This window comes from Neobacillus kokaensis (assembly GCF_014656545.1).
GTDB classification, from domain to species: Bacteria; Bacillota; Bacilli; order Bacillales; family Cytobacillaceae; genus Neobacillus; species Neobacillus kokaensis.
In genome coordinates this window covers 1-23,578 of sequence record NZ_BNDS01000023.1, presented here as the reverse complement: position 1 = coordinate 23,578, position 23,578 = coordinate 1, and the positions used below count along the sequence as shown (strand labels likewise).

Genomic DNA, 23,578 nt, shown 5'->3' with positions numbered 1-23,578 from the left:
GTAGTCAATAAGAGGTATTGGCGCCCGAGCGAGCGGAAAAAACGGTCCGCGGGTATCCAATATATTCTCCTTACTCAAAAAGTACGGTTAATAAATAAGGTCTAAAAAAGTTTTTAAAACAACCCTACCTGGTGTAACATTTTCTTGACAATTGGATACCAACTATTTATTATATTATATGTGTGTGTTTTTAATCCCACGATAAAGCCCCGGAAAGTCTTAATCGTGATTGAAAATATATGATTTGAAAATTAAGCTGCACAGTGGCAATGAACGTTCATTCCCGGAACAGAATTGAACGATGATTGTTAATGATCGTGCGAAAACAATAATCTTTAAGGAATTAATTAGGAGGGAAACTCATGCGTACAACGTTTATGGCAAATGCCAACAATATCGAGCGCAAATGGTACGTAGTTGATGCTGAAGGCAAAACTCTTGGCCGTTTAGCTTCTGAAGTAGCATCAATCCTACGCGGTAAACACAAACCAACTTATACACCACATGTTGACACTGGTGATCATGTTATCATTCTTAATGCTTCTAAAATTGAGTTAACTGGTAACAAATTAAACGATAAAATCTACTACCGTCACACAATGCACCCAGGCGGTTTAAAGCAAAGAACTGCTCTTGAAATGCGTACAAACTACGCTGAGAAAATGCTTGAGCTTGCTATTAAAGGCATGCTTCCAAAGAATTCTCTTGGTCGTCAAATGTTCAAAAAATTACATGTGTATGCTGGCGCAGAGCATCCACACCAAGCACAAAAACCTGAAGTTTACGAACTTCGCGGTTAATTAAAGGGAGGGAAATAACTTGGCACAAGTTCAATATATTGGTACTGGTCGCCGTAAGAGCTCTGTCGCACGTGTGCGCTTAGTTCCAGGTACAGGTAAAATTGTTATTAACGGTCGTGAAATTGAAGATTATATCCCATTTGAAGCTTTACGTGTTGTTGTAAGACAACCATTAGTAGCTACTGAAACAGTTGGCAGCTACGATGTTCTTGTAAACGTAAGCGGCGGTGGTTACACTGGTCAAGCTGGCGCAATCCGCCACGGTATTGCTCGTGCATTACTGCAAGCTGACCCAGAATTCCGTCCAACATTAAAGCGCGCTGGTCTATTAACTCGTGACGCACGTATGAAAGAGCGTAAGAAATACGGTCTTAAAGGCGCTCGTCGTGCACCTCAGTTCTCAAAGCGTTAATTATCAACGTTTCAAAGGCTCTCAACCAATTTGGTTGGGGGTCTTTTTTTTTTTGATAAAAACAAGATGGGCGCAATCCATATGAAATAGGCTTCTACATCAGTAACAACGACCTAATAAGTTTCATAATTTGTTGAAGAGAGTACACGTACTATTTCTTAAGGCATAATTAACTAATTAATTTTTTTCTACTCTCGTACTTTACTGAAAATACAAAGGGGAGGACAAAATGCACAATTTTCATAATGAACTTCAAGGGTTGGGAATGGATCCTTTTCGAGCTGGTGAATTAGTTCCAATTGGTCAACAGCTTCAAGATACACGTATATGGGGGCGCTGTGGCGGTTTTCGTTGTGGCGGTTTTCGCTGCGGTGGCTTTGGCTTTCGTTGCGGTGGCTTCGGTTGCGGTGGATGCTTCGGCTGTGGTGGCTGTGGCGGCTGCTTTGGCATCGGTTTCGGTGGCTTTGGCTGCTTTGGCTGTTTTGGCATTGGTTTCGGCGTTATTTAGCCAGTTTGAATTTTTGAAACGGATGGAAAACATTATTCAACGGAAGAAAGTGCTCCCTGCATGTACTTGTGCCGCAGGGGGCACTTCTTTACTATGATTATCATAATGGACAAAAAATCGTACATAAACTCATAGTACGCAAGTAGTTACGATTAGGAATAAGGAGGATCTGCATGGCAGAACTTAACTCGTCCTCACGTCTGAAGGCCAAAAGGGATACATTTTTTCTACCAGATCAAGAGGGAGGTGTCTATTTTAGAAATAACGTAAGCTCATTTCGAATGGAAGGGAAGACCATCTATCAGTGGATTGAAAAATTGCTGCCGATGTTTAATGGAGAGCAAACCATAGGAGAATTGACGGAGGGATTGACGGCACCATATCGGGATAGGGTATATGAGATTGGAGAAACGTTGTACAAGAATGGATTTGTTCGCGATGTAAGCAAAGATATTCCCCATCAATTAGATCGCCAAGTTCTTGAAAGGTATGCTTCACAAATTGAATTCATCGAGAATTTTGTAGATTCGGCTGCATACCATTTTCAAGAATATCGTCAAAATAAGGTTCTGGTTATTGGCTCCGGGCCCTTCCTGGTATCATTAGTTGCTTCCTTAATAGAATCAGGACTGCCTAAATTAAATCTCATGGTAACAGATGCGGTTTCAACCAATAGACAGCGGCTTAATGAGTTGGTGCATCATGCGAGGAAAATTGATTCAGATGTGGAAATGATGGAAGTCCCTTACCATAAAGGTGCAGGGGGAAATTTTTGGAAAGAAGCTGTTCAAAATTATGAATGGATTCTGTATGTATCTCAGGATGGGAATGTTAACGAATTAAGGTATCTTAATCAAGTTTGTAAAGAGGAAAAGAAGGCATTTCTCCCAGCCATCTATTTAGAAAAAGTGGGACTCTCCGGTCCATTAACTCATCCAGAATCAGAGGAGTGCTTTGAGTCTGCATGGCGCAGAATTCATCAATCTGCTCTGCAAGCGGATGAGCGGCCACCGGTCTTCTCTTCCCCAGCAGGAGCGATTTTGGCAAATGTCTCTGTATTCGAATTTTTCAAGAGGGCTACAGGAATTGCAGGTTGCAATCAAGCTAATCCAATATATCTCCTTGATCTTGAAACGATGGAAGGAGACTGGCTTTCCTTTATACCACATCCATCGGTTACATCGCAAAATATGAAACCTGAACTGGTTAAAGATCTTGATGTAAGATTGAAACAAGAAACGGACAGGGAAGAACATCAAGGTTCACTTTTGGAGTACTTTGGGGGATTAACTTCTAAAGAAATAGGAATTTTCCGTTCTTGGGAGGAAGGGAATTTGCCACAGCTTCCTCTTTCCCAGTGCTATGTTCAGGCAGTTGACCCTGTGTCAGAGGGACCGGCAGTCCTACTGCCAGAAGTAGTCTGTTCGGGCATGACACATGAAGAAGCTAGAAGAAATGCAGGGCTGAAGGGCATTGAAATGTATGTGTCCAGATTGGTCGCATCATCTGAATATATAAACGATTGGGTTAGTGGGAATCACAGGATGATTGGCATCGGTTCAGGGGAAACAGTCGCAGAGGCTGTTTGTCGGGGACTGCAAGCTTATTTAGATGAAGAATTGAAACAGAGGAAGGATCATACGGTTTTTCGTGTGCCAATGGGAGCAATAGAAGATAAAGAATGCCGATTTTATTTAAATGCTCTTACTACCCTGAACGGTTCACCGGCCATTGGTTTAAAAGAGGATGTGCTCGGCTTTCCTGTAGTATGGGTAAGATCAAATGGCCATTGGTACACAGGAGCAGGTTTAAATACCACATTGGCACTCCGAAATACATTGCAGCAAGCACTTTTGGATGCTCAAAATGGGATAATTTCCGTAGAGAGGCAACAGAAGCAGTCTATGAGATATCTAGAAAAAGGGGGAACTTCTCTCTCAATCTCTTCTTGTGAGGATTTGACACAATTGGAGCTATTACAATCCTCCATACAAGTTTTAAAAAGACATAACAAACAGTTATTCGCCTTTGATCTGTCGATTGAGCCCTTTTTAAAACAAGGGCTGGGAGGGGTGTATGGTGTGCAGGTACGAGAGGGGGCTTCCCGATGACTGCATGTATCCTCATTGACGGAGACGGTTTATTAGCGGATTATGTTTACGATCAATTGGCCACCAGCTATTTGGTAAAACGTCAAAGTATTTTTGAAGAGATTCCTTCAGAAGCAGAATTGGCTTTGGTGCTTGACGATGCGTGGCATCCATCGGTTTATCAAAAAGCAGAACAGAGGTTAAGAATGGCTGGTATACCTTGGCTACGAGGTTTTGTTTCGTTTGGTGAGGGAATCATTGGTCCATTCGTTCGGGATGGCACACCGGGATGTTCTCTCTGTGCTGATAAACGACGTTTGATAGCCGGATCCGATCGCCTTGAAATGTGGAGCCTTCAAGCGAGAATGAGTACTGGAGCGGGCGTTCTGCGTGATGCATGGGCTTCACGATCCGGACTGCTGCATATGGCCAACTTGATCTGTAATGAAGTACAAAAGGTTCTTCAGGGAGTCCCCTCCTTCTTAGAAGAAAGGATATTCATAACCAATTTGAGAACGTTAACGACCGCCAACCACTTTTTCTTGCCTGATCCATTGTGCCCGGTTTGTAGTCCAATACCTGATGATACACCAGAATTAGCTCAAATTAGCTTAGAGTCCAGTCTTAAATTATCTGGTACTGGTTATCGCTGCCGTTCAATGGATGAATTGAAAGCTGTGTTAGTTAAAGATTATCTGGATGACCGTACTGGAATCATGAATGGAAAAATGGAGGATATCAGGCTCCCATTCGCAGATGTTTTGGTTAACATGCCGTTGTTTGGAGCTGATGAGGGAGTAGCCGGCCGTTCTATTTCTTATGAAATGAGTGAGCTGACGGCTATTTTGGAAGGGTTGGAGCGATATTGCGGAATCGAGCCTCAAGGCAAAAGGAAGAAAATTCGTGATAGTTATGAAAATGTAAAGCATATGGCATTAAATCCTACGACAGTAGGACTGCATGACCAGGAACAATATACAAAGTCTCGTTTTCCGTTTAAGCCGTATCATCCTGATGCCCCAATGAATTGGGTCTGGGGTTATTCGTTTTTACAAGAACGTCCTATTTTGGTTCCGGAGTTACTTGCCTATTACAGTTTGGGATATGGGGAGTGCTTTGTTTATGAAACCTCCAATGGATGCGCATTGGGAGGGAGCTTAGAGGAAGCCATTTTCCATGGGATTATGGAGGTCGTAGAGCGGGATTCCTTTTTATTAACATGGTATGCACAGCTGCCCCTTCCGCGTCTTGACCCTTATTCAGCAAACGATAAGGAACTAGAGCTGATGGTCGACCGTTTACGTGATGTGGCAGGATATGATGTGTATTTGTACAATTCAACAATGGAACATGAGATTCCCAGTGTTTGGGCAGTAGCAAAAAACAGAGAATCAAAGGGTGTAAACCTTATTTGTGCAGCAGGTGCTAATCCCGATCCTGTAAGAGCGGTAAAAAGCTCGATTTTCGAGCTCGCCGGAATGATGGTTAGGCATGACAAACTATTGGAGAAAAACCGGCAGAAATATCATGAAATGCTAAAAGATCCGTTTGCCGTTCGTACCATGGAGGACCATGGTCTTGTCTACGGTCTGCCGGAAGCAGAGGAGCGGCTGAGCTTTTTATTGGATAATCATCGTCCAATACGAACGTTTGCTGAGGAATTTAAACAGCCTCCGGCAAATCCCGATTTGAGAGATGATCTGCAGGATATTCTTCAGAGGTTCCGCCAGTTAGACCTCGAGGTCATTGTGGTGGACCAAACGACACCTATAATCAAACGGAACGGTTTATTCTGTGTTAAGGTATTGATTCCTGGTATGCTGCCGATGACTTTCGGTCATCATCTTACCCGTGTCAAAGGGCTGGAGAGAGTCCTCCAAGTACCTATGAAGCTTGGATATGCCAAAAAGCCGTTATCATATGAACAGCTTAATCCATATCCACATCCATTCCCATAATGAAAGGCAGGAGGTGTAAGAGTGAAGCTTGAAACATTTCTGCATCATCTTCACTATGATACGGAAAAAGTTGCCCCGCCAGATTGGGAAGTGGATTGGGAGGATGCACCACTTCCCTATAAATTATACCGAGGCTTGCCTGAGGTTCCATTATCTGGAGATGTCCCTTTATCCCTTACTGGACGACAAGCTCAGGCAGAGCTTGGACTAGAGGAACTCGGGTCCTTCTTATGGTATGTATTCGGACTAACTCAATATGCTCAATCCGCTTTCATCCAGGACACGGAGGAAAAAGCTGAAGTAAGCTATGCCCAGTTATTCCGCAGATTCGTTCCCTCGGGTGGGGCGTTGTATCCCAATGAATTATATGTTTATGTAAAGCTGAAGGACGTACCAAAGGGAATTTACCATTACGATGTTTCCCATCACAGCCTCCGATTGCTCCGAGAAGGAAATTACGATTCCTATTTGTCCAGAAGTCTTGGAAAGGGCTGTGAACTTTCAGATTGTTTCTGTACTGTTTTTGTTTCAACGGTTTTTTTGAAAAATTTCTATAAATATAATAACTTTTCCTACAGGCTCCAAGGTTTAGACGCCGGTGTTGTCATTGGGCAAGCATTAGAAGTGGCGGATAGGATGGGATTCTCATCAAGGGTATGTTACCAATTTCTTGATCGTTCTATTAATCATTTACTAGGGCTAGCCGAACAAGACGAAAGTGTTTATGCCGTAATCCCATTATCGATTCATCCGTCCATCCATTATGATGGCAGCTTTAATAGAGACGAAAATGTTTCAGCAGTTGAATTGTGCCAGGAAGTGCCATTACTAAAAACTGAAACCTATAACCGTTCACAGAGAGTTCTTGATTACCCAATGCTTAAAGAAATAAATAAAGCTTCAATGCTTGAAACTACACATTCATTTGTAAAGATAAAAAAAGATGATCGTGTTATAAAGTCCTTTAGTACGGAGTTCATCATGCTGCCATTTACGGAGCCCTTTTCGTATGATCTTGCTTCTGTTTGCAAAGAGAGACATTCTCCTGATCTTGATTTTATAATGGGGAAAGTGAGTCAAAAAACATTATCCACGTTGTTAACAGAGACATTTTCTTTTGCGTATCATAATGACCTCGACGATACACATGAACATCTAGAAAATCGCTTATCATTAAACGGCTTTTTTTATAACGTGGAGGGTGTTTCAGATGGTGCTTACGCCTATGACAAAACCGCTCATTCACTTCGAAGAATAACAAATGGGGATTTCCGTGAGAGTTTGCAATATGGTTTAACAATGCCCACTGTCAATCTGTTTCAAGTTCCGCTCTGCCTGCATGTTGTTGGAGGCAAGGATCACCTTAAAGAGGAATTGGGATATAGGGGATACCGTATTCAACAAATGGAAGCTGGTATACTCGTGCAACGGCTGCTTTTGATATCGTGTGCATTAGGTATGGGAGGGCACCCGCTGTTAGGATTTGATGTTAATCGATGTGATGAACTTTATAGAATTGGTTCCAAAGGAAACACATGCTTGATTCAGGTTCCAATCGGTCCGTATCGTCCTCGTGCATGGCTTAAAGGTAGTTTATTTAGCTAGTAAAAGAAGAGGGCGCTGTAAAACGGAATTAACACCCGCTTATCGTAACAGGATAAGCGGGAAACCTTTTGAAAAGGATTAGAACATCTATCCCTAGCAATCACCATGCTTATTAGGATGCAATGGTGGAGGAATAAGCCAGCCTTTTTCTTTGTTCAAACGAAGTACTTTTGCACCGAGTGCTGCTTTTTGAATATGGAATTGACCATACATCATCGCTACATCTTCCCTAATAGACTTTCCGATTACCTGGCTGCATAAAACTAATCCAGCTGCAATGTCAGCTGAAAGTGTTGCAGCGATAGCTGGGTCCGGAATTCTCGCACCTACCGGGATATCCTCTAAACATGCTTCAGGCGGCTCCGGGGATGCTGGCGGCAGACCAATCCCATTCTCTTTTAAAAGTTCTTCGACTTGTTTCTTTTCGTGCTGACCAGTTTCGATGGCTTCTAATAATAGCTTTTTTAAATCTTCATCTCCTGCATGGTTCATCATGGTTTGATAACCAGCAATCATACCGTTGCCTGCCAATAATGACGCCCAAAGATCAAAAACTTCACCATAGTGTAACGGTTCTTCTTTAGGATTTCCACTTAAAATACCCATAGTTGCCCTCCTCAATGTATACGTCAATTTATTCAATTTAGCGGCCCCTTTCCAGAAGCACTAATGTGGCCCTTTAAAAGGATTTCTTACATCCATATATTCTCCATACGTTCGTTTTAAATTCAGGCTATTAATTAATTCTTGAATTGGAAAAGCTATCAACTCTTTTCAAAAAAATAGGCCCCTTTCTCCGTTCTTGTCCCATACAAATTGTAGTTGTGTACCATAGAATAAAGGAGTTAAGAGGAGGAAAGGAGGGGTAGACATGGGGAAAAAGTCGAAACAGCAGAGTGGAATTTCTAATCAAGTTATTTCTTCCATTGTCAATGATGTATTTGCTAAAAACGGAATTAATCCAAGTGAGATCAAAATATCTGAAGAAAAAAGGAAAGAAATCAAAGCTATGGTTAGTAATTTAAATAAACAAGTAAAGGCATTTGTTGACGGGGAAAACAAGAAAATGAAAAAAAGCAAAAATTAATAAACTTCTTGTAAGAATTTAGGGAAAGGCCCTTTTTTTCGAAAATAAATAAACTTAGATATATGTACAAGCCGTTTGATAACTGCATTCGTACTATAATATCAAGATTAAAAAAGGGGGTGACTTTATGGCACGTACTAACTTCACAGGCGTACAAGGAGCAGCTGCTGGGGCTCCAATGAGTCCTGGAAGCGGCGATTCTTTTCGTCAGACTGGAACTCAGAATATGACAACACTTCAGGATTCTACTGAATCTATTACTGTGAGAGGTTCAACTGGTGTTAATGTTACAACAACTGACACAAAAGCGGCTCTTTCTCTTCAAGCAGGCTTGCAGCTGGCAATTTCCTTAGTGCTAACTATTGCTACAGGGAACGCAGCACAAGGAGAACAATTAGCACAACAACTAACGCAGCAGGTTACAACTACACAAAGAAATACTCAAAGCATTCTTGTTGAAAATTCCTCAGCAGTTAATGTTACAACAGTGGATGTAGATATTGCTGCAAATATTCAGGCACTATTGCAGCTGCTTGTTGCAATCGTAGCTAAATTGAATTTATAGGAAGCAGGGATATGTTCAACCCACCATTTGAATAGGCATATAGCTTATAACAAGCCGTATGAGAAACCTCCAAATCAACATCCTGATCAAAACTTGATCAGGGTGTTGTTATTTAATCACTCAACCTATTTTTTACTGCGTAAAGGGCTGCCTGTGTACGGTCGGTGAGCTCAAGCTTTGCAAGCAAGTTCGACACATGCGTTTTGACCGTTTTTTCAGTAATAAATAACGTGGAGGCAATTTCTTTGTTGCTTTTTCCTTTGGCAATTTCCTTTAACACATCTAATTCTCGTTTCGTTAACTCTTCAATTTGGTTTTTCTCAGGTTTATTTCTATTAGATAAATTGGCTAGTAAGTGTGAAGTCGCTTTAGGATGAAGCTGATTTTCTCCATTCATAATTCTTCTGATGGATGCGACAAGTTCATCAGGTTGAATATCTTTTAACTGGAATCCCGACGCCCCAGCCTCTAGTGCCGGTATGACATGGTCATGATCGGAAAAACTGGTCAGCATCATGATTTTAATAGCGGGCTGCTCATTTTTAATAATCTTTGTTGCTTCAATCCCGTCCATTTCAGGCATCACTAAATCCATTAAAATAAGATCGGGTTGAAGTGATTTTGCCAGCTCTACAGCATCCTTGCCATTGGCGGCTTCTCCCACAATTTCAAGACCCTTTTGTGTTTTTAAAAAAAAGGCAAGTCCTCGTCTGACAACATGGTGGTCGTCGGCAATTAATATGCGTATATTCAACTGATTTCTCCCCCTAAAACGGAATGTGGATCTGTATTTCGGTCCCGCTTCCTGGTTTGCTCTTTAAATTGAAAGTTCCATTTAAAGCTTCTGTACGTAATTTCATATTTTTTAACCCTAAGGAGGGAATGCTCGCGTTTTCCTCATAATGGAACCCACAGCCTGCATCTAAGATCGTCAGTGCGACCCCGTTGCTGGAAGTATGAAATAATAACTTTGCTTCTGTTATTTGAGCATGTTTTTTACAATTTGCAAGTGCCTCTTGCCCGATTCGCCACAAGGCTTCTTCAACTTTTCCGGGAATGCATGTTGCGCCTGATACTTTGGTTTTAATGGACAGACCGAGCATATCGGCATAGCTTTTTAATGCACTTACCAGGCCGTTTTCTAATCCTTGCGGACGGAGCTGCCAGATTAATGCTCTCATTTCTCCCAGTGCTTCCTGAGCTAAATCTTGAATATAACTAAACGTTTGTTTGATTTCTGTATTCGCTGTCATTTCCACACCTGCCCTTGCAGTTAGGCTAAGGGAAAATAACAGCTGATTGACGGAATCATGAAGATCTCGTGCCAGCCGGTTCCGCTCGGCAACAAGCGCTGTCTCCTGCTCCCGCTGCGTCAGCTTGATTCGTTTCAACGCGGTACCGATTTGGTAAGCTACTGCTTCAAGCAGAGCAAGTTCATTTTTCTCGAAATGGGTTTTGTTAGGGGCACCTACATTTAAAATTCCAAACCTCTCTTGACCAGCACGGAGCGGCACGGTGGCGTGATGTGTAAGACCGCAAGTTTCTCCTGCCTTCTCCTCGATGGCATCTTCAATCCGTTTGCATTCCATAATATTAGTCGCTTTGTTTAACTGATGATTATTGTATTTATTCACACACCAGCATGTTCCCTGGCACATCCTGCGCTTTTGATTATGGGCTAAAGCAGGAGGGAGGGCTGCATCGGCTGCAAGGTGGTGTGTACCATGTTCATCCATTAAAAAAATCCAGCCTGTCTGTAATCCCGTCACATGGAGAAGTTTTTGCAGCACACCTGATAAAATTTCCTTGGTGTCTGTACCTTCATTGAGTAGCTCGGCAATTTCCTTTAAGATGCTGATTTCTTCATGGCCAGATTCAATGGACATTTGGATTCCCCTTCTCGTAAAATATCTACTGTCATTATATCTTATTTGTAATTATCAGACTTCTGAATTAGTTTAATATTTTTGACCTATAAATTTAGGGATACAATTTACATAAAATGTATAAATAGCCAAAGTAGGCGAAAAAATAGCCAAACCTCCTTGAAAAATAGCCAAACCCACTCGAAAAATAGCCAAACCCACTCGAAAAATAGCCAAACCCCCCGGACTAAAAAAAACTCAGTTTTTACAACTTTAACAACTCAATAATTTCCCTATCCGGTCCTTCAAAAAAAACAATTTGCCAGCCATTTTGCAGCTTAAAGGGGCCTTCAATTATTCGGAATCCCCTAAAGTTCGTCATAACTTCCGGAAATTCATTGACTTCAAAACAGAAATGGTGGTTTTTCTCACTATCACCCTTGCCAGCAATCAACTCCAGCCTAAAGTCACCCAACCTCAGAAATACAATTTGTTCATCCTCAAAAAACATTCTGCTTTCCTCTACAAAACCAAGGGACTTTTTATAGAAAAGGATAGAATCCTCGATTGAACTCACTTCTATACCATAATGGTGAAAACGCATGATAGAACCCTCCTATTAAATAATTAAATTCATATCCCCAAATTCATGCCATAAATATCCTGCTTCAATGGCTTGATTATAGGCATGGAGCAGGTTTTGCTGAGAGATAAATGCGGATAGCATATCAAGGTGGCTTGCCAACGGCTCGTGAAATCCGGTGAGAATTCCGTCTGCTATTTTTAAAGGAGAATCCTGATGGATATATAGATTCGTCATCCCCGACAATACTCCATTCTTAGCCGCGGTCTCGATGGCTCTAACGACAGTCGTGCCAGCTGCAATTACTTTCTTACCAGCTGCCTTCGTCTGAAGAATTTGTTCCATAGTTTGTTCTGAGATATGATATTCCTCCTCATTCTCTTCAGGCGATTGATGCCAATTGTCATCAAGCAGATAGCTTAGGCCAGTGTGCAGCTGGATAAAATCAACGCCAATTCCTCTTTGTTTTAATTTAAACAGAAGCTCCCAGCTAAATGCTCTGCCGGCTGAGGGCATTTCCACGGAGCCTGGATGGCTGGCAAAAACCGTTTGATAATAGTCTAAGTCCCATGGATGTTGGATATATTCATAGCGGACTGGCTCCCCTAAGGCATAGATCCTATTGAAAAGATCGGCACCTTTTCGAGAGAACTGAATAACCTTTAGCGGAGAATTTTCTTTTTCGCTAACCACTGTCGCTGACAAATCTGGTGGAAAAATCAGTTTGTCCCCGATATTGACAGGGACAGCTGCAATAAGTGCTTCCCATGTATTGTCTCGCTTTCTTCTTGCTAACCGAACTTCTACTTTTGGTGTCAAAAGTCCAGTATTACTAACCCATTCAGCCTGTAAAACGGCCGGGATCGTCCTGCTGTTGTTTAATATGAGCATATCCCCAGGTTCAAGATAATGATCAAGGTGAAAAAAGTGATCATGGCGGACAGCACCGGAACTCCGATCTAGAACCATCATTCGGACATGATCTCTTCTAATTCCGCGTTTTTCAGGCGGATGAGAGGCATTCAATTCATCAGGCAAGTAAAAATCCAACGCTTTAACGACAGCCATTTTTCACACCTCCTCTGACTGCGCGGCAAAACGCTGTCCGTTTATTTCTGCAGATTGATCGGAAGCCAGATACAAAAAGATATCCACTATCTCTTCCGGCTTTGCTAGAGGATAGTCGCAATCAGGGACTGCTAAACGGTGCATGTCGGTATCCATTTCCCCGGGGTCGACCATATTTACTCGGATATTGGTATCGTTTAATTCATCAGCCCACGTTTGTGTGAGACCTTCAACAGCAAATTTAGAAATACCGTAAGCACCCCAGCCGGCGTAGCCAACATGGCCTGCTTCCGATGTAATATTGATAATTGATCCTTGATTGCGCTCCAGCATTCCGGGAATAACTCTTCTAGTAACGGAGAATAGCGATACTACATTTGCCTTAAGCACTTCTGCAAAATCATCTTCTGGGTAATCAAGAAGCAGCGGCATCGGACTTGGTCCAAGAATGGAGGCATTATTAATGAGTACATCAATTTGACCAAAAGCTTCTTCTGTAGTTGCTATAAAACGTTCCACATCTCTTGGCTTAGAAATATCAGCCGCAACGGCCAGAACTTCAGCTCCGAGTTTTTCTGCTTCTTCTTTCACCTTTAAAAGTGGTTCTAACGATCTCGCACAAATGGCAAGTTTAGCTCCTCCCTTTGCAAAAGCGAATGTTAAAGCTCTTCCTAATCCTTTTGATGCACCTGTAATCATCACTACTTTATTTCTCATCATGTTTATCTCCCCTTAGTTTTCTTGATGTCTTAAGCATACTGATTTTTAAAAATTCCTTCTTCGTAGGAAAGCTTGAACTTTTCTACGACTTTTGGATGAGACAGCAGTTGCCAGTATTTTCTTTGTTGACATAGATATAAAATGGAGTTACACTATGTGTGTAACCGGTTACCTATTAACATCATTTTGATTGTTAGCAGGTGGCGTCTTATACGAAAAAGGTTGAAACAACTCTTTTTTTTATAGAGTGTGTAACCGGTTACCTAGGGAGCCTTCAAAAAAATAATAATACTGCATCTTTATTGACTCCTAAATGGTTAAAAGGGTAAGCTATCTGCAACCGGTTACCTATATGAAAATGGAGTGAAAATAGTGGTTTCGATAAAAGATGTGGCCAGCCAAGCTGGTGTATCTGTTGCGACAGTATCCAGGGTATTAAACTCAAAAGGATATGTAAGTGAAGACACGAGGAAAAAGGTTGAACAGGCGATTGCTGAACTGAATTACAAGCCGAACGAAGTGGCGCGGAGTTTATTTAAGAAGCAGTCTAAAACAATCGGGTTGATTGTTCCTGATATTACCAACCCATACTTTCCTGAGTTAGCACGGGCGGTTGAAGATACGGCGGCGAAACTTGGATATACGGTCATCCTATGCAATTCCGATGGTAAAACTGAAAAGGAACAGCATTACCTAGACGTGCTAATGCAGAAATATGTAGATGGAATTATTGTCTCATCCAACACAATTAGTGAAAGGCAAATAAAGTCACTTCAGATACCTTTTGTTAGTATCGACCGTGAAATTAGTAAGGATATTCCAACTATTGTAGTAGAAAATAAAAAAGGTGCAAAACTTGCTACTCAATACTTACAAAATAAAGGCTGTATGCGAATTGCTCACATTAGCGGCCCGCTTAATGTAGTCAACGCTAATGAACGGTGTGAAGGCTATAAAGAGGTTGTCAGAAATGAGCAATGGTTTAATGAAAGCTATATTGGTAACGGTCATTTTGAAATGGATTCCGCTATTGAGGCGACATTAGAGCTCTTACAGCTGCATCCAGAAATTGATGGCATTTTTGCGGCAAACGATACAATGGCAATTGGTGCAATCAAAGCAGTGCACAAGATCGGTAAGAGAACACCTGATGATATCGCAATCGTGGGGTTTGATGGTATTAGCTTATCGAAGGCGACTACACCTGAACTGACAACGATCGAGCAGCCTATCTATGAGATGGGCGAAAAAGCAGCATCGATGTTAATTGAATTTATAGAAGAAAAACCAGTGGAGAAGACATTTTATCGATTAGATGTCGGTCTGGTTGAAAGAGAGTCATCATGATTTAGAAGGGGAGGGAAAGGGTATGGACCTCAAACCAAAAATAACGGTTGTGGGGAGCATTAATATGGATATCGTTACAATAACCGATCAGCTCCCCAAAATGGGGGAAACACTCATCGGTAATCAGTTTAAAATGAATCCGGGAGGCAAAGGGGCCAACCAAGCAGTTGCCGCTGCAAGACTTGGAGCGGATGTCCGCATGATTGGATGCGTCGGCAATGACAGCTTTGGGCCGCTCCTGAAGCAGAACCTGCAAAATGAAGGAATTAATGTAACGGATGTGGAACCGGTTACAGATTCGACGGGGACAGCGACAATCGTCGTTTATGACGGTGATAACAGTATCATTATCGTCCCTGGTGCGAATCAACATGTAACTGCAGCGTTTGTGGAATCAAAGCGGGATGTTATTGCAGACAGTGATGTGCTGATTCTTCAGCTTGAAATTCCACTGGAGGCTGTCCAAAAAGCAGCAGAAATAGCAAAGGAACACGGTGTCAAAGTTATATTAAATCCTGCTCCGATCCGTAAACTTCCTAGAGAACTAATTGAAAAAATAAATTATCTAACACCGAATGAACATGAATATACCCTTTTACAGCAAGGGCTTGATGAAAAGGAATTGAAGGAAAAGGTCATTTTAACAAAAGGCAGTGCTGGTGTGGCTTTTTACCAAGGGGAAAAGGAAGTTTCAATTCCAGCCTATCCCGTAAAGGTAGTTGATACAACCGGAGCCGGAGATTCATTTAACGGTGGCTTTGCGGTTGCCTTAAGTAAAGGCCATAGCGTTTCAGAAGCCTGCCGCTATGGTAATGCAGTGGCTGCGCTGTCCACAACAAAGCTGGGTGCCCAGACTGGGATGCCTACAAACGAGGAAGCAGAAGCATTCATAAAGGGGATGGAAGGATAAAACCTTCCCATCACCCTGTGATAAATAAAACATATTAAAAAGCATGGAGGGAAATACAATGGCCAAAAGACCAATTATTATTGACACAGACCCTGGAATTGATGATGCAGTTGCGATTGCCGCCGCTTTATTTAGTGAAGAATTGGACCTCCGGTTAATTACTACCGTGGCCGGCAATGTCAGTCTTAGAAAGGTAACCGATAACGCTCTAAAGTTACTAAAGTTTTTTAATAAAGATGTTCCTGTTGCAATGGGCGCTGACCGACCGCTCATTAAAGCACCAATTGATGCAAGCGATATTCATGGCGAAAGCGGAATGGGCGGTTATGACTTTGAAGAGCCGTCATATGATCTTCTTTTAAAAGAAAATGCTGTAAACGCAATGTATAACGTGATTATGTCGAGTGAGGAGCCTGTCACACTTGTACCAATTGCCCCATTAACGAATATTGCACTGTTATTAAAGCTGTATCCTGAAGTGAAGGATAATATTGCTGAAATCGTTATGATGGGCGGCTCTACTACCCGTGGTAATGCAGGGGTAATGGCTGAATTCAACGTCTACGCTGATCCGGAAGCCGCTAAGATTGTTTTCCAAAGTGGTGTACCGATGGTGATGGTTGGTCTGGACTGTGGTTTAAAAGCGCTCGTTTATCCTGAGGACAGCCAACAATTAAAGGTAATGAATAAGACAGGTAACATGATTTATCACCTGTTCAATAATTACCGCGGCGGCAGCATGAAAACAGGTCTTAAAATGTATGACAGCACGGCCATTGCCTATTTATTACAGCCAGAAATGTTTACGGTTGTTGATACATTTGTAGACGTAGAAACTATCGGTGAACTAACAGCAGGCTGTACGGTTGTGGATTTAAAAGGATACCTTGGTAAACCAAGTAATGTAAAGGTTTGCACTGATATCAATCCAGAAATGTTTAAAAAATGGTTTATGGAAAGTTTATCCGTTTGTATTTAGAAACTTAAATTATTAAGGACTTGTGGAGCAGGCGAACATAAAGCCACCGCAATATTTTATAGAAACTTTCTAGAGAAAAATAACAAAAATGATAAAGGGGAAAACTCTTATGGCAACCAACCTTGTAATGTATGCAGCGGCCACGATCGCAGTTGTGGTAGTCATCTATATGTTAATTAAAAAGATGGATATTAAAATTTCCCTTTTCTTAATGGGAATACTCCTAATTTTGCTGAGCCTTGGATTGGGAAAAGAGATAGCTGTTAAGGATTTTGTCTCAACCGGTTCATTTTTATTAGATCCGCTTCAAGTGATTGTTCAGCAATTTAAAGAAACCTTCAGTGCAGCCGGTTTTGTAATTTTGATTTTAGGTGGTTACACAGCTTACATGTCGGCCATTGGGGCAAATGATGTCACGGTTAATGTATTAACCAAACCAATTTCAAAGTTTAAATCTGTCTATGTTTTAGTTCCAGTCGTATTTTTACTAGGAAATTTATTATCGCTTGTGATTCCTAGTGCTTCAAATCTTGCAATCATTTTATTAGCAACTTTATTCCCAGTCTTAAAGCGGGCCGGAATGTCTTCTTTAACGGCAGCTGCTATTATTGCAACCTCTGCCACAATTATTCCAACTCCATTAGGAAGTGATAACGTCGCAATTGCTCAGGAGCTGGCCAAGCATCAATTATTTGCAAATTTATCAGTAACAGATTATGTCTTTAAATACCATGCACTTGTGTCAATTCCTACGTTAATCTTTATTGCTCTCGTTCACTTCTTCTGGCAAAGAAGAATGGACAAAAAGGCTGCTGCGAAATCAGACGGCCAAACAGAAGCTAATGTCAAGGTTGAACAGGCAGCTCAAATTGACGGCGGCAAATTATATAAAACAGTGTATGCATTACTGCCGATTTTCCCAATTGTTCTGCTCTTAGCGGCTTATGGACTGCAAATGGCTACTGGTACAGTTATTAATATTAGTGTTGAGGTTGCAACAATTGTTTCGTTCATCCTTGCAATTATCTGTGAATTAATAAGAAACAAAGGAAATAAGAAAGTTTTAGCTGATACCGAGGTCTTTTTCAAAGGAATGGGCGGTGCCATGTCCATCGTTGCCTTGCTAGTAGCTGCGTCAGTCTTTGTAACCGGTTTAAAATCAATCGGGTTAATTGATGCACTTCAACAGTCCATGCAAAATTCCCAAGGCAAAGGCTTAGATTTTGTTTTACCTTTGATCATGGTAGCCGTAACCGGACTTATTACGCTATTAAGCGGCAGCGGTTTAGCTTTATTCTTTGCGATGGTCCCTCTGGTTGTTCCGTTAGCAGATGCCGCTGGTATTAATCCAATTGCAATTTCTGTACCGATGGGGTTAGCAGGTAATCTATTTAGAGCTGTTTCACCAGTAGCAGCAGTTGTGTTAATTGTTGCTGGTACAGTGAAGGTTGAACCAATCGAGATTGTCAAAAGAACGTCTGTACCTATGATTGCAGGTGTGGTATTTATGTTTATTTTATCAATGGTATTATTTTTATAGACTTTATTCTAGGCTCTTTACCCATGGGTGAAGGGCCATTTTTAGTACGATAAAATTTGGCAATCTAAAATACGCTCACTCTTTGCATTTCTTATGAATCCAAGTTAAAGAATAGTTCTAAGAGGTGAAAAAGAGTGACTGTAATTACAACCTTTAAAGAAAAACGACGAGAAAAGCAGATTAAATACGAACGTTCTGTACTGCGGGAATTATCAGTTCAGGCATTAAAAGAACGGGTTCAGCAATATTTTGGTTCCACAAGAATTACTTCAAGCCTGATCATGAATGCAGGAGTAGAAGAAGCCTGCTATGATGTCGCCCTTGAGGCCTATTTATTAGGTGCTAAATTCTCAAAGTTTGGCTATTACGGAGAGGATATGGAAAAAGTGCGCATGCGCTGTTTTCATGAAGAAAAGCATTTAATCGATACACTTTATAATTTTCTATTATATTGGGGTAACGGACAGGAGGGTGCGATGAGCGAGGCCCTTTATTACCAATGTGAGCAATATGTCCATGTTTGGTGGCGCGAAGGCTATGAAAAAGGGCAAATGCGTCACAAATTGCGGCTGCATTAATTTAGTTGCTTAAATTGTGATTGAGCGGCTAGTTACTTGCGGATAAATGTGTCTCCTTGCAAGCCCGTATCCACAGATTAACAATTCATTTCTTCCTGTTCTAATTTTCATTCTTGTCCCATATATTTTACTGTTTAGTGAAGAGCGGGAAGGAATGATTTGGTTGTTAAATCGCAGATGGAAAGTGATAAGTTTTTCTATAGGATTAATAATTTTATTTCTTATTCTACAGCATGATTTTTCCGAAAATGACTCATGGAAAAACTGGAATCTACCCTTGTCAGGAAAAATTATATTGCTTGACCCCGGGCACGGTGGACCGGATGGCGGTGCGGGAACTGGCGATACTTTGGAAAAAGACATAGCCTTAGCAATTACCTTGAAAGTCCGGGATTATTTGCAGCAGCAAGGAGCCCTTGTGGTGATGACACGGGATACGGATAAAGATCTAGCCGACTCCGATACAAGGGGCTACAGCCGAAGAAAAGTAGAAGATTTGAAAAAAAGGCTGGATATGATTAATAACTCAGATAATGACTTCTTTGCAAGCATTCACTTAAATGCCATTCCATCTGCCAGATGGAGCGGCGCCCAAACCTTTTATGCCCCGCATCATGAAGAAAACGCCAGGGCTGCTAAGTTTATTCAAGAAGAACTCCGCAAAAATTTAGAGAACACCACCCGAAAGGCTAAACCAATTAATCAAGTCTATATTCTGAAGCATGCTGAGAAACCAGGTGTATTAGTGGAAGTAGGCTTTTTGTCAAATCCTGTTGAAAAGGAAAACTTAAAGAACGAATCCTATCAAGAAAAGGTAGCCGATTCCATTTACAGAGGGATCCTGCGTTATTTTACTAATGAAAAGGAAATAAAAGAATCAGATTAATCGGGGGGAGTTGTCCCTCCTTCTTTATTATAGGCAGAAAAGAGTTTATAAGGTATCAATAGGGTTAAGTGTGATTCAAATAACTGTTTCCAATCCCGGTTATGATATACTATGAGATAGAAACGAATTCATATGTGAGGTGTGTTTTTCATGTTATCAGAAACTAGAATCCGTGAGGTTGTTGGCAGCCTTAAAGAACCATTTTTACATAAAACATTAGCTGAACTAAATGCTATTCAAGAAGTCAAAATTAAAGAAGAAAAAAATCACGTCAGTGTTAAAGTACAGGTTGCAAGAACAGGTACAAGCGAGCAATTGCAGCTGCAAACACAAATTGTCAATGCATTAAAAGAAGCTGGTGCAGCTTCTGTCGGCATCCGTTTTGATCAGCTTCCCGAGGACGTAATGGCTGCTCATCGCCATACAGAACCTGAAGAGGAAAAAAACCTTCTTAATTCCGATAAGACAAAATTTGTTGCGATTGCCAGCGGTAAGGGCGGAGTGGGTAAATCAACAGTCTCCGTGAACCTGGCTGTTGCACTTGCCCGTCTTGGAAAGAAAGTCGGCTTAATTGATGCTGATATTTACGGATTCAGTGTTCCGGATATGATGGGAATTACGAAGCGCCCTGTAGTCCGCGGAGAAAAGATTATTCCGGTGGAACGATTTGGTGTTCAAGTTATTTCCATGGGCTTCTTTGTTGAGGATAACGCTCCAATTATTTGGCGCGGTCCAATGTTAGGGAAAATGTTAAACAGCTTTTTTAATGAAGTAGAGTGGGGAGACATAGATTATCTGCTATTAGACTTACCGCCAGGAACTGGAGACGTTGCTCTAGATGTTCATACGATGCTGCCAGCTTGTAAAGAAATCATTGTGACTACTCCGCACCCAACAGCAGCGTTCGTTGCGGCACGTGCAGGGGCAATGGCACTTCGGACTGAACATGAGGTCCTTGGCGTCGTCGAAAACATGGCTTACTTTGAAAGTAAAGTAACGGGTGAAAAGGAATATGTATTTGGCCGTGGCGGCGGAGATAAACTAGCTGAAGAATTAAATACTGAAGTTCTTGGCCGCCTGCCGCTTGATCAGCCTGATTGGAATGATGATGATTTTGCTCCATCGATTTATCAAGAAGATCACCGTCTTGGAAGAATTTATAATGAAATTGCTGAAAAAGTGGTTAATCGCTTAAATAAATAATAGTAAGCCTCTTCCAGTGTGGAAGAGGCCTTTTATATTTGTGGTATTTATGCTGCGGCTAGCTCTGTTCACCGGAATCTTGTTCACTGCCGCTGCTTTTGTCACTTTTTGTTTCTGCTTTCGCTTTGGCATCCTCAGCCGCTTTTATTAGGAATTCTTGCATTTTTACTTTAAACAACGGGCTATCCATTGTTTCGGTTATTACCTTTTGCAAATGTTGGCGGTACTCCTTACTTTTCATTGCATCTGCCATCTCTTTTTGAATCTCAGGCTCTTTAAATACCTGAATCATCATGTTTCGATAATCAGGATCATTCATTAAATCCTTTAAGAGCTTTTCATTTTCAGCTTTTAAATGTTTGGCAATCCCCTGAGCAAACTTAGGGTCACTGTAGGTCTTTTTCCAAAACTGTGCCGCTTTGTCAGAGGTTAATGTTTGTTGAATGGTATCAGTGATTACCTTTTGGTCCATTACTAGCTGGTGTTTCATGGAATCGTCATCCATCAGGTCCTTAATCGCTTTCTTACCTTCATCTGTTTTGAGAATATCGACCACCATTTTTTTTGTTTGGTCATAATCAATTTGACCTCCGCCGCTAGTATCACTGGAAGAACAGCTTGATAATATCATCATAATGGGTAGGAGGAGCAGGATACTTTTCGCCTTCATTGTTAAGCTCCTTTCACAGAAGAATTCCTTAATTTTATAATGAAGAATTTCCCGAAAGATTATTCGTGTGTAACGCAAATAATGGATTTTTCCTATTTTGCTTGGTACAATCAGGGGAGGATTTATTTTATTTTGGAGGTTTCAGGTGTGACAAGCCGTAATTTAGTAAAATTATTTTGGAATACATTATTAGTGGGCGGGGTCGTAACGGCGCTTGTCGGGGTGTTAGTACGCTGGCATGAATTACAGCCGTTTTTCGCTGACTTTAAAATAATCGATATTCTTTCGGCGATTATATGGTTAATTGTTATGGGTTTCCTCTTTAGTGTCATCAGTCAAATGGGCTTTTTTGCTTATTTAACCATTCATCGTTTCGGATTAGGGATCTTTAAATCAGCCTCACTTTGGAATGCGGTGCAGGTGGTGCTGATTCTATTTAGTTTATTTGATTTGGTTTATTTGCGATATACCAATTTTGCAAAACCAGGCGATTCATTGCTTCCTTTCTTAGGTCCGGCGCTGCTCCTCGTTATCGTCGGTCTTGCGGTAGCCTGGTTAAAAAGTAAAGAAACAAATCGTGATGCCTTTATCCCTTCGCTATTCTTTATGATTGTTGTAACACTTGTGGAGTGGGTGCCTGTTTTAAGAATAAACTCCAGCAACTGGTTCTATTTAATGGTTATTGCCTTACTTGCCTGCAATGCATATCAAATATTAGTTCTTCATAAATTGAATGCAAAATCGGAGCAGGAAAGACAGCAAAGGATGAGCAAAAAAGCTGGGGAAGCATCAGTACAGAAAAGAAAAACAAAAAAATCAACGGTCTAAAATAAAGAAGAAAGGAGCATGCGGACGGCGCTTAGCCATACACATGCTCCTATTTTGTTATCTAATTTCTTTTGAATTGGCTTCACCATTTGCCATCATCTCTGAAACAGAGACAAGTTTTAATCCCTTATTATTAATCTCCTGTACAATTAATGGCAATGCTTTCTCCGTTTGTTTAGCCGCATCTGACGCATGAAGGAGAACAATCGCTCCATTTTTAGCCTTTTTTACGTTTTCGACAATATTTGCAACTCCCGGACTCTGCCAATCCTTTGAATCGACACTCCAATGAACGACTGTATAACCATATCTCTTGGCAATCTTTAAGGTACGCTCATCAAAATGGCCTGTTGGTGCCCGTAATACTTTTATGTCCTTTACGTTTAATTTTCTGAATGCTTCTTGGGCTTTAGAGATGTCTTGGCCAATTTTTACATCTTCTAGTTCCGTATAGTCCACATAGTTATAGCCAAGAATTCCAATTTCGTATCCCTCTTTTATAATCCTGGCTACTATATCAGGGTGTCTCTCCGCCCAGGAACCGGATAAAAAGAAAGTAGCGGCCTTCACATTTTCCTTTTTTAATGTGTCTAAAATAGGTTCTGCCTTTTCATCCCCCCAGCCGATATTAAAGGTAAGTGCAACCCCTTTTTCACCGTAAAAAACAGCCTTTGGCCCCTCTTTGGTCGAAAAAACAGGTATCTGGGTTAGATTTTCAATATACAGGAACCACGCGGTAAAAAAAGCTGCAATTAAGATCAGGACAACGTTCTTTAAAGCCTTTCCGTTTAAAACGACAAAAAAATTCATTTGCGCCCCCCCTCGTCCAAAACCATCCTTGTCTCAAACCTATGCTGGTTTTTTAAAAAATATGATGAAAGAATTTCATTATAATTTTTCAGAAATTGGAAAATACTACTATAACAGAAATTACATGGAGGTTTTGCTATGTTTGGATTCCTTATCAATGAAAAAGAAATAAAAGAGATGGAATATCTGCTTAAAAGGGAAATGGATGAAATCTTATTCGATTTGGGAGATGACCGAATCGATCACATAGTAAAACGAGCAATGGAAGAGCGTTATAAGGTGTTATTTGCTTTATTTAGAAGAATTGCTGCCCCAAATGAATGTATGAAATATATTCGACATAGGAAGAAGAATCGTTTAAAGGGTTAATTTTTATTTTTTTATTAAATATTATTGACTTCTATATTCTATCTTGGTATATTAGTAAACGTCGCTGCTGAACGACAAAACAACGTAAAAAAAGTTGTTGACATCATCAGCTGTTGATGGTATATTAAAAAGGTCGCTTTTAGCGGAGATTTCGAAAAAAGTGATTTAAAATTTATGATTGTTCTTTGAAAACTAAA

The 23,578-nt window shown here is 41.0% G+C and carries 25 protein-coding genes; 17 read left to right on the top strand and 8 right to left on the bottom strand.

What is annotated here, in order from left to right:
- Positions 1-362 precede the first annotated feature (362 nt).
- From rplM to IE222_RS19975, 6 genes are all read left to right on the top strand, one after another.
- Complete coding sequence (gene rplM / locus IE222_RS20000) at positions 363-800, top strand: 50S ribosomal protein L13 (RefSeq protein ID WP_191275912.1); 438 nt, start codon at positions 363-365, stop codon at positions 798-800.
- 19 nt (positions 801-819) lie between these two features.
- Positions 820-1,212, top strand: coding sequence for a 30S ribosomal protein S9 (gene rpsI, locus IE222_RS19995; protein ID WP_191275911.1), 393 nt, complete (start codon positions 820-822; stop codon positions 1,210-1,212).
- A 229-nt stretch (positions 1,213-1,441) separates the two neighbouring features.
- A complete protein-coding gene (locus IE222_RS26970; protein WP_191275909.1) occupies positions 1,442-1,720 on the top strand; it encodes a heterocycloanthracin/sonorensin family bacteriocin in 279 nt (92 codons plus the stop codon).
- 173 nt (positions 1,721-1,893) lie between these two features.
- The gene (locus tag IE222_RS19985; protein WP_191275907.1) at positions 1,894-3,831 is read left to right on the top strand and encodes a putative thiazole-containing bacteriocin maturation protein; all 1,938 of its coding nucleotides are present in this window, start codon (positions 1,894-1,896) and stop codon (positions 3,829-3,831) included.
- The gene (locus IE222_RS19980) at positions 3,828-5,768 is read left to right on the top strand and encodes a TOMM precursor leader peptide-binding protein (RefSeq protein WP_191275905.1); all 1,941 of its coding nucleotides are present in this window, start codon (positions 3,828-3,830) and stop codon (positions 5,766-5,768) included. The genes IE222_RS19985 and IE222_RS19980 overlap by 4 nt, the downstream gene beginning before the upstream one ends.
- 21 nt (positions 5,769-5,789) lie before the next feature.
- Complete coding sequence (locus tag IE222_RS19975) at positions 5,790-7,373, top strand: SagB family peptide dehydrogenase (RefSeq protein ID WP_191275903.1); 1,584 nt, start codon at positions 5,790-5,792, stop codon at positions 7,371-7,373.
- A gap of 93 nt (positions 7,374-7,466) precedes the next feature.
- On the opposite strand, the gene IE222_RS19970 is transcribed toward IE222_RS19975, so the two are convergent.
- Complete coding sequence (locus IE222_RS19970; RefSeq protein ID WP_191275901.1) at positions 7,467-7,979, bottom strand: DUF3231 family protein; 513 nt, start codon at positions 7,977-7,979, stop codon at positions 7,467-7,469.
- A 265-nt stretch (positions 7,980-8,244) separates the two neighbouring features.
- Here IE222_RS19970 and IE222_RS19965 point away from each other — a divergent pair, with 265 nt between their 5' ends.
- Both IE222_RS19965 and IE222_RS19960 read left to right on the top strand, forming a co-directional pair.
- Positions 8,245-8,460 (top strand): spore coat protein, encoded by a 216-nt coding sequence (locus IE222_RS19965; RefSeq protein ID WP_191275899.1) that lies wholly within the window; start codon positions 8,245-8,247, stop codon positions 8,458-8,460.
- A gap of 127 nt (positions 8,461-8,587) precedes the next feature.
- The gene (locus tag IE222_RS19960; protein WP_191275897.1) at positions 8,588-9,025 is read left to right on the top strand and encodes a spore coat protein; all 438 of its coding nucleotides are present in this window, start codon (positions 8,588-8,590) and stop codon (positions 9,023-9,025) included.
- A 112-nt stretch (positions 9,026-9,137) separates the two neighbouring features.
- On the opposite strand, the gene IE222_RS19955 is transcribed toward IE222_RS19960, so the two are convergent.
- The 5 genes from IE222_RS19955 to IE222_RS19935 form a co-directional block, all read right to left on the bottom strand.
- The gene (locus IE222_RS19955) at positions 9,138-9,779 is read right to left on the bottom strand and encodes a response regulator (protein ID WP_223282828.1); all 642 of its coding nucleotides are present in this window, start codon (positions 9,777-9,779) and stop codon (positions 9,138-9,140) included.
- 13 nt (positions 9,780-9,792) lie between these two features.
- Positions 9,793-10,911: a GAF domain-containing sensor histidine kinase gene (locus IE222_RS19950; RefSeq protein WP_191275895.1), complete on the bottom strand. Its 1,119-nt coding sequence runs from the start codon at positions 10,909-10,911 to the stop codon at positions 9,793-9,795.
- A 244-nt stretch (positions 10,912-11,155) separates the two neighbouring features.
- Positions 11,156-11,494: a VOC family protein gene (locus tag IE222_RS19945; protein WP_191275893.1), complete on the bottom strand. Its 339-nt coding sequence runs from the start codon at positions 11,492-11,494 to the stop codon at positions 11,156-11,158.
- A 15-nt stretch (positions 11,495-11,509) separates the two neighbouring features.
- Positions 11,510-12,541 carry an S-adenosylmethionine:tRNA ribosyltransferase-isomerase gene (locus IE222_RS19940; RefSeq protein WP_191275891.1) on the bottom strand — a complete coding sequence of 344 codons (1,032 nt, stop codon included), beginning with the start codon at positions 12,539-12,541 and terminating at the stop codon, positions 11,510-11,512.
- A 3-nt stretch (positions 12,542-12,544) separates the two neighbouring features.
- Positions 12,545-13,261, bottom strand: a complete 717-nt coding sequence (locus tag IE222_RS19935; RefSeq protein ID WP_191275889.1) for an SDR family NAD(P)-dependent oxidoreductase — start codon at positions 13,259-13,261, stop codon at positions 12,545-12,547.
- Between the two features lie 372 nt (positions 13,262-13,633).
- On the opposite strand from IE222_RS19935, the gene IE222_RS19930 reads away from it, so the two are divergent.
- From IE222_RS19930 to salA, 7 genes are all read left to right on the top strand, one after another.
- Entirely contained in the window at positions 13,634-14,608 is a 975-nt protein-coding gene (locus IE222_RS19930) for a LacI family DNA-binding transcriptional regulator (RefSeq protein ID WP_191275887.1), read from the top strand.
- A 22-nt stretch (positions 14,609-14,630) separates the two neighbouring features.
- Entirely contained in the window at positions 14,631-15,518 is an 888-nt protein-coding gene (gene rbsK, locus IE222_RS19925) for a ribokinase (RefSeq protein ID WP_191275882.1), read from the top strand.
- Positions 15,519-15,576: 58 nt separating this feature from the next.
- Positions 15,577-16,497, top strand: coding sequence for a ribonucleoside hydrolase RihC (gene rihC / locus IE222_RS19920; protein ID WP_191275880.1), 921 nt, complete (start codon positions 15,577-15,579; stop codon positions 16,495-16,497).
- A gap of 109 nt (positions 16,498-16,606) precedes the next feature.
- Positions 16,607-18,037, top strand: coding sequence for a C4-dicarboxylate transporter DcuC (gene dcuC / locus IE222_RS19915; RefSeq protein ID WP_191275879.1), 1,431 nt, complete (start codon positions 16,607-16,609; stop codon positions 18,035-18,037).
- A 134-nt stretch (positions 18,038-18,171) separates the two neighbouring features.
- Positions 18,172-18,615 (top strand): YbaK family protein, encoded by a 444-nt coding sequence (locus IE222_RS19910; RefSeq protein ID WP_191275877.1) that lies wholly within the window; start codon positions 18,172-18,174, stop codon positions 18,613-18,615.
- Positions 18,616-18,769: 154 nt separating this feature from the next.
- The gene (gene cwlD, locus IE222_RS19905) at positions 18,770-19,501 is read left to right on the top strand and encodes an N-acetylmuramoyl-L-alanine amidase CwlD (protein WP_191276004.1); all 732 of its coding nucleotides are present in this window, start codon (positions 18,770-18,772) and stop codon (positions 19,499-19,501) included.
- 150 nt (positions 19,502-19,651) lie between these two features.
- Entirely contained in the window at positions 19,652-20,704 is a 1,053-nt protein-coding gene (gene salA, locus IE222_RS19900; RefSeq protein ID WP_191275875.1) for an iron-sulfur carrier protein/transcriptional regulator SalA, read from the top strand.
- Between the two features lie 58 nt (positions 20,705-20,762).
- Here the strand turns inward: salA and gerD are convergent, their stop codons facing one another.
- Entirely contained in the window at positions 20,763-21,374 is a 612-nt protein-coding gene (gerD, locus tag IE222_RS19895; RefSeq protein WP_191275873.1) for a spore germination lipoprotein GerD, read from the bottom strand.
- A 147-nt stretch (positions 21,375-21,521) separates the two neighbouring features.
- On the opposite strand from gerD, the gene IE222_RS19890 reads away from it, so the two are divergent.
- Positions 21,522-22,202 carry a KinB-signaling pathway activation protein gene (locus tag IE222_RS19890; RefSeq protein WP_191275871.1) on the top strand — a complete coding sequence of 227 codons (681 nt, stop codon included), beginning with the start codon at positions 21,522-21,524 and terminating at the stop codon, positions 22,200-22,202.
- A 57-nt stretch (positions 22,203-22,259) separates the two neighbouring features.
- Here the strand turns inward: IE222_RS19890 and pdaB are convergent, their stop codons facing one another.
- Positions 22,260-23,012: a polysaccharide deacetylase family sporulation protein PdaB gene (gene pdaB, locus IE222_RS19885; protein WP_191275869.1), complete on the bottom strand. Its 753-nt coding sequence runs from the start codon at positions 23,010-23,012 to the stop codon at positions 22,260-22,262.
- Between the two features lie 138 nt (positions 23,013-23,150).
- On the opposite strand from pdaB, the gene IE222_RS19880 reads away from it, so the two are divergent.
- Positions 23,151-23,381, top strand: coding sequence for a hypothetical protein (locus IE222_RS19880; protein WP_191275867.1), 231 nt, complete (start codon positions 23,151-23,153; stop codon positions 23,379-23,381).
- Positions 23,382-23,578: the final 197 nt, after the last annotated feature.

What these genes read in the sequence shown, in the direction of transcription:
- rplM (WP_191275912.1), top strand. Translation starts at nt 363, where the DNA reads ATGCGTACAACGTTTATGGCAAATGCCAACAATATCGAGCGCAAATGG.
- IE222_RS26970 (WP_191275909.1), top strand. Translation starts at nt 1,442, where the DNA reads ATGCACAATTTTCATAATGAACTTCAAGGGTTGGGAATGGATCCTTTT.
- IE222_RS19985 (WP_191275907.1), top strand. Translation starts at nt 1,894, where the DNA reads ATGGCAGAACTTAACTCGTCCTCACGTCTGAAGGCCAAAAGGGATACA.
- IE222_RS19980 (WP_191275905.1), top strand. Translation starts at nt 3,828, where the DNA reads ATGACTGCATGTATCCTCATTGACGGAGACGGTTTATTAGCGGATTAT.
- IE222_RS19970 (WP_191275901.1), bottom strand. Translation starts at nt 7,979, where the DNA reads ATGGGTATTTTAAGTGGAAATCCTAAAGAAGAACCGTTACACTATGGT.
- IE222_RS19965 (WP_191275899.1), top strand. Translation starts at nt 8,245, where the DNA reads ATGGGGAAAAAGTCGAAACAGCAGAGTGGAATTTCTAATCAAGTTATT.
- IE222_RS19960 (WP_191275897.1), top strand. Translation starts at nt 8,588, where the DNA reads ATGGCACGTACTAACTTCACAGGCGTACAAGGAGCAGCTGCTGGGGCT.
- IE222_RS19950 (WP_191275895.1), bottom strand. Translation starts at nt 10,911, where the DNA reads ATGTCCATTGAATCTGGCCATGAAGAAATCAGCATCTTAAAGGAAATT.
- IE222_RS19945 (WP_191275893.1), bottom strand. Translation starts at nt 11,494, where the DNA reads ATGCGTTTTCACCATTATGGTATAGAAGTGAGTTCAATCGAGGATTCT.
- IE222_RS19940 (WP_191275891.1), bottom strand. Translation starts at nt 12,541, where the DNA reads ATGGCTGTCGTTAAAGCGTTGGATTTTTACTTGCCTGATGAATTGAAT.
- IE222_RS19935 (WP_191275889.1), bottom strand. Translation starts at nt 13,261, where the DNA reads ATGATGAGAAATAAAGTAGTGATGATTACAGGTGCATCAAAAGGATTA.
- rbsK (WP_191275882.1), top strand. Translation starts at nt 14,631, where the DNA reads ATGGACCTCAAACCAAAAATAACGGTTGTGGGGAGCATTAATATGGAT.
- rihC (WP_191275880.1), top strand. Translation starts at nt 15,577, where the DNA reads ATGGCCAAAAGACCAATTATTATTGACACAGACCCTGGAATTGATGAT.
- dcuC (WP_191275879.1), top strand. Translation starts at nt 16,607, where the DNA reads ATGGCAACCAACCTTGTAATGTATGCAGCGGCCACGATCGCAGTTGTG.
- cwlD (WP_191276004.1), top strand. Translation starts at nt 18,770, where the DNA reads ATGATTTGGTTGTTAAATCGCAGATGGAAAGTGATAAGTTTTTCTATA.
- salA (WP_191275875.1), top strand. Translation starts at nt 19,652, where the DNA reads ATGTTATCAGAAACTAGAATCCGTGAGGTTGTTGGCAGCCTTAAAGAA.
- gerD (WP_191275873.1), bottom strand. Translation starts at nt 21,374, where the DNA reads ATGAAGGCGAAAAGTATCCTGCTCCTCCTACCCATTATGATGATATTA.
- pdaB (WP_191275869.1), bottom strand. Translation starts at nt 23,012, where the DNA reads ATGAATTTTTTTGTCGTTTTAAACGGAAAGGCTTTAAAGAACGTTGTC.
- IE222_RS19880 (WP_191275867.1), top strand. Translation starts at nt 23,151, where the DNA reads ATGTTTGGATTCCTTATCAATGAAAAAGAAATAAAAGAGATGGAATAT.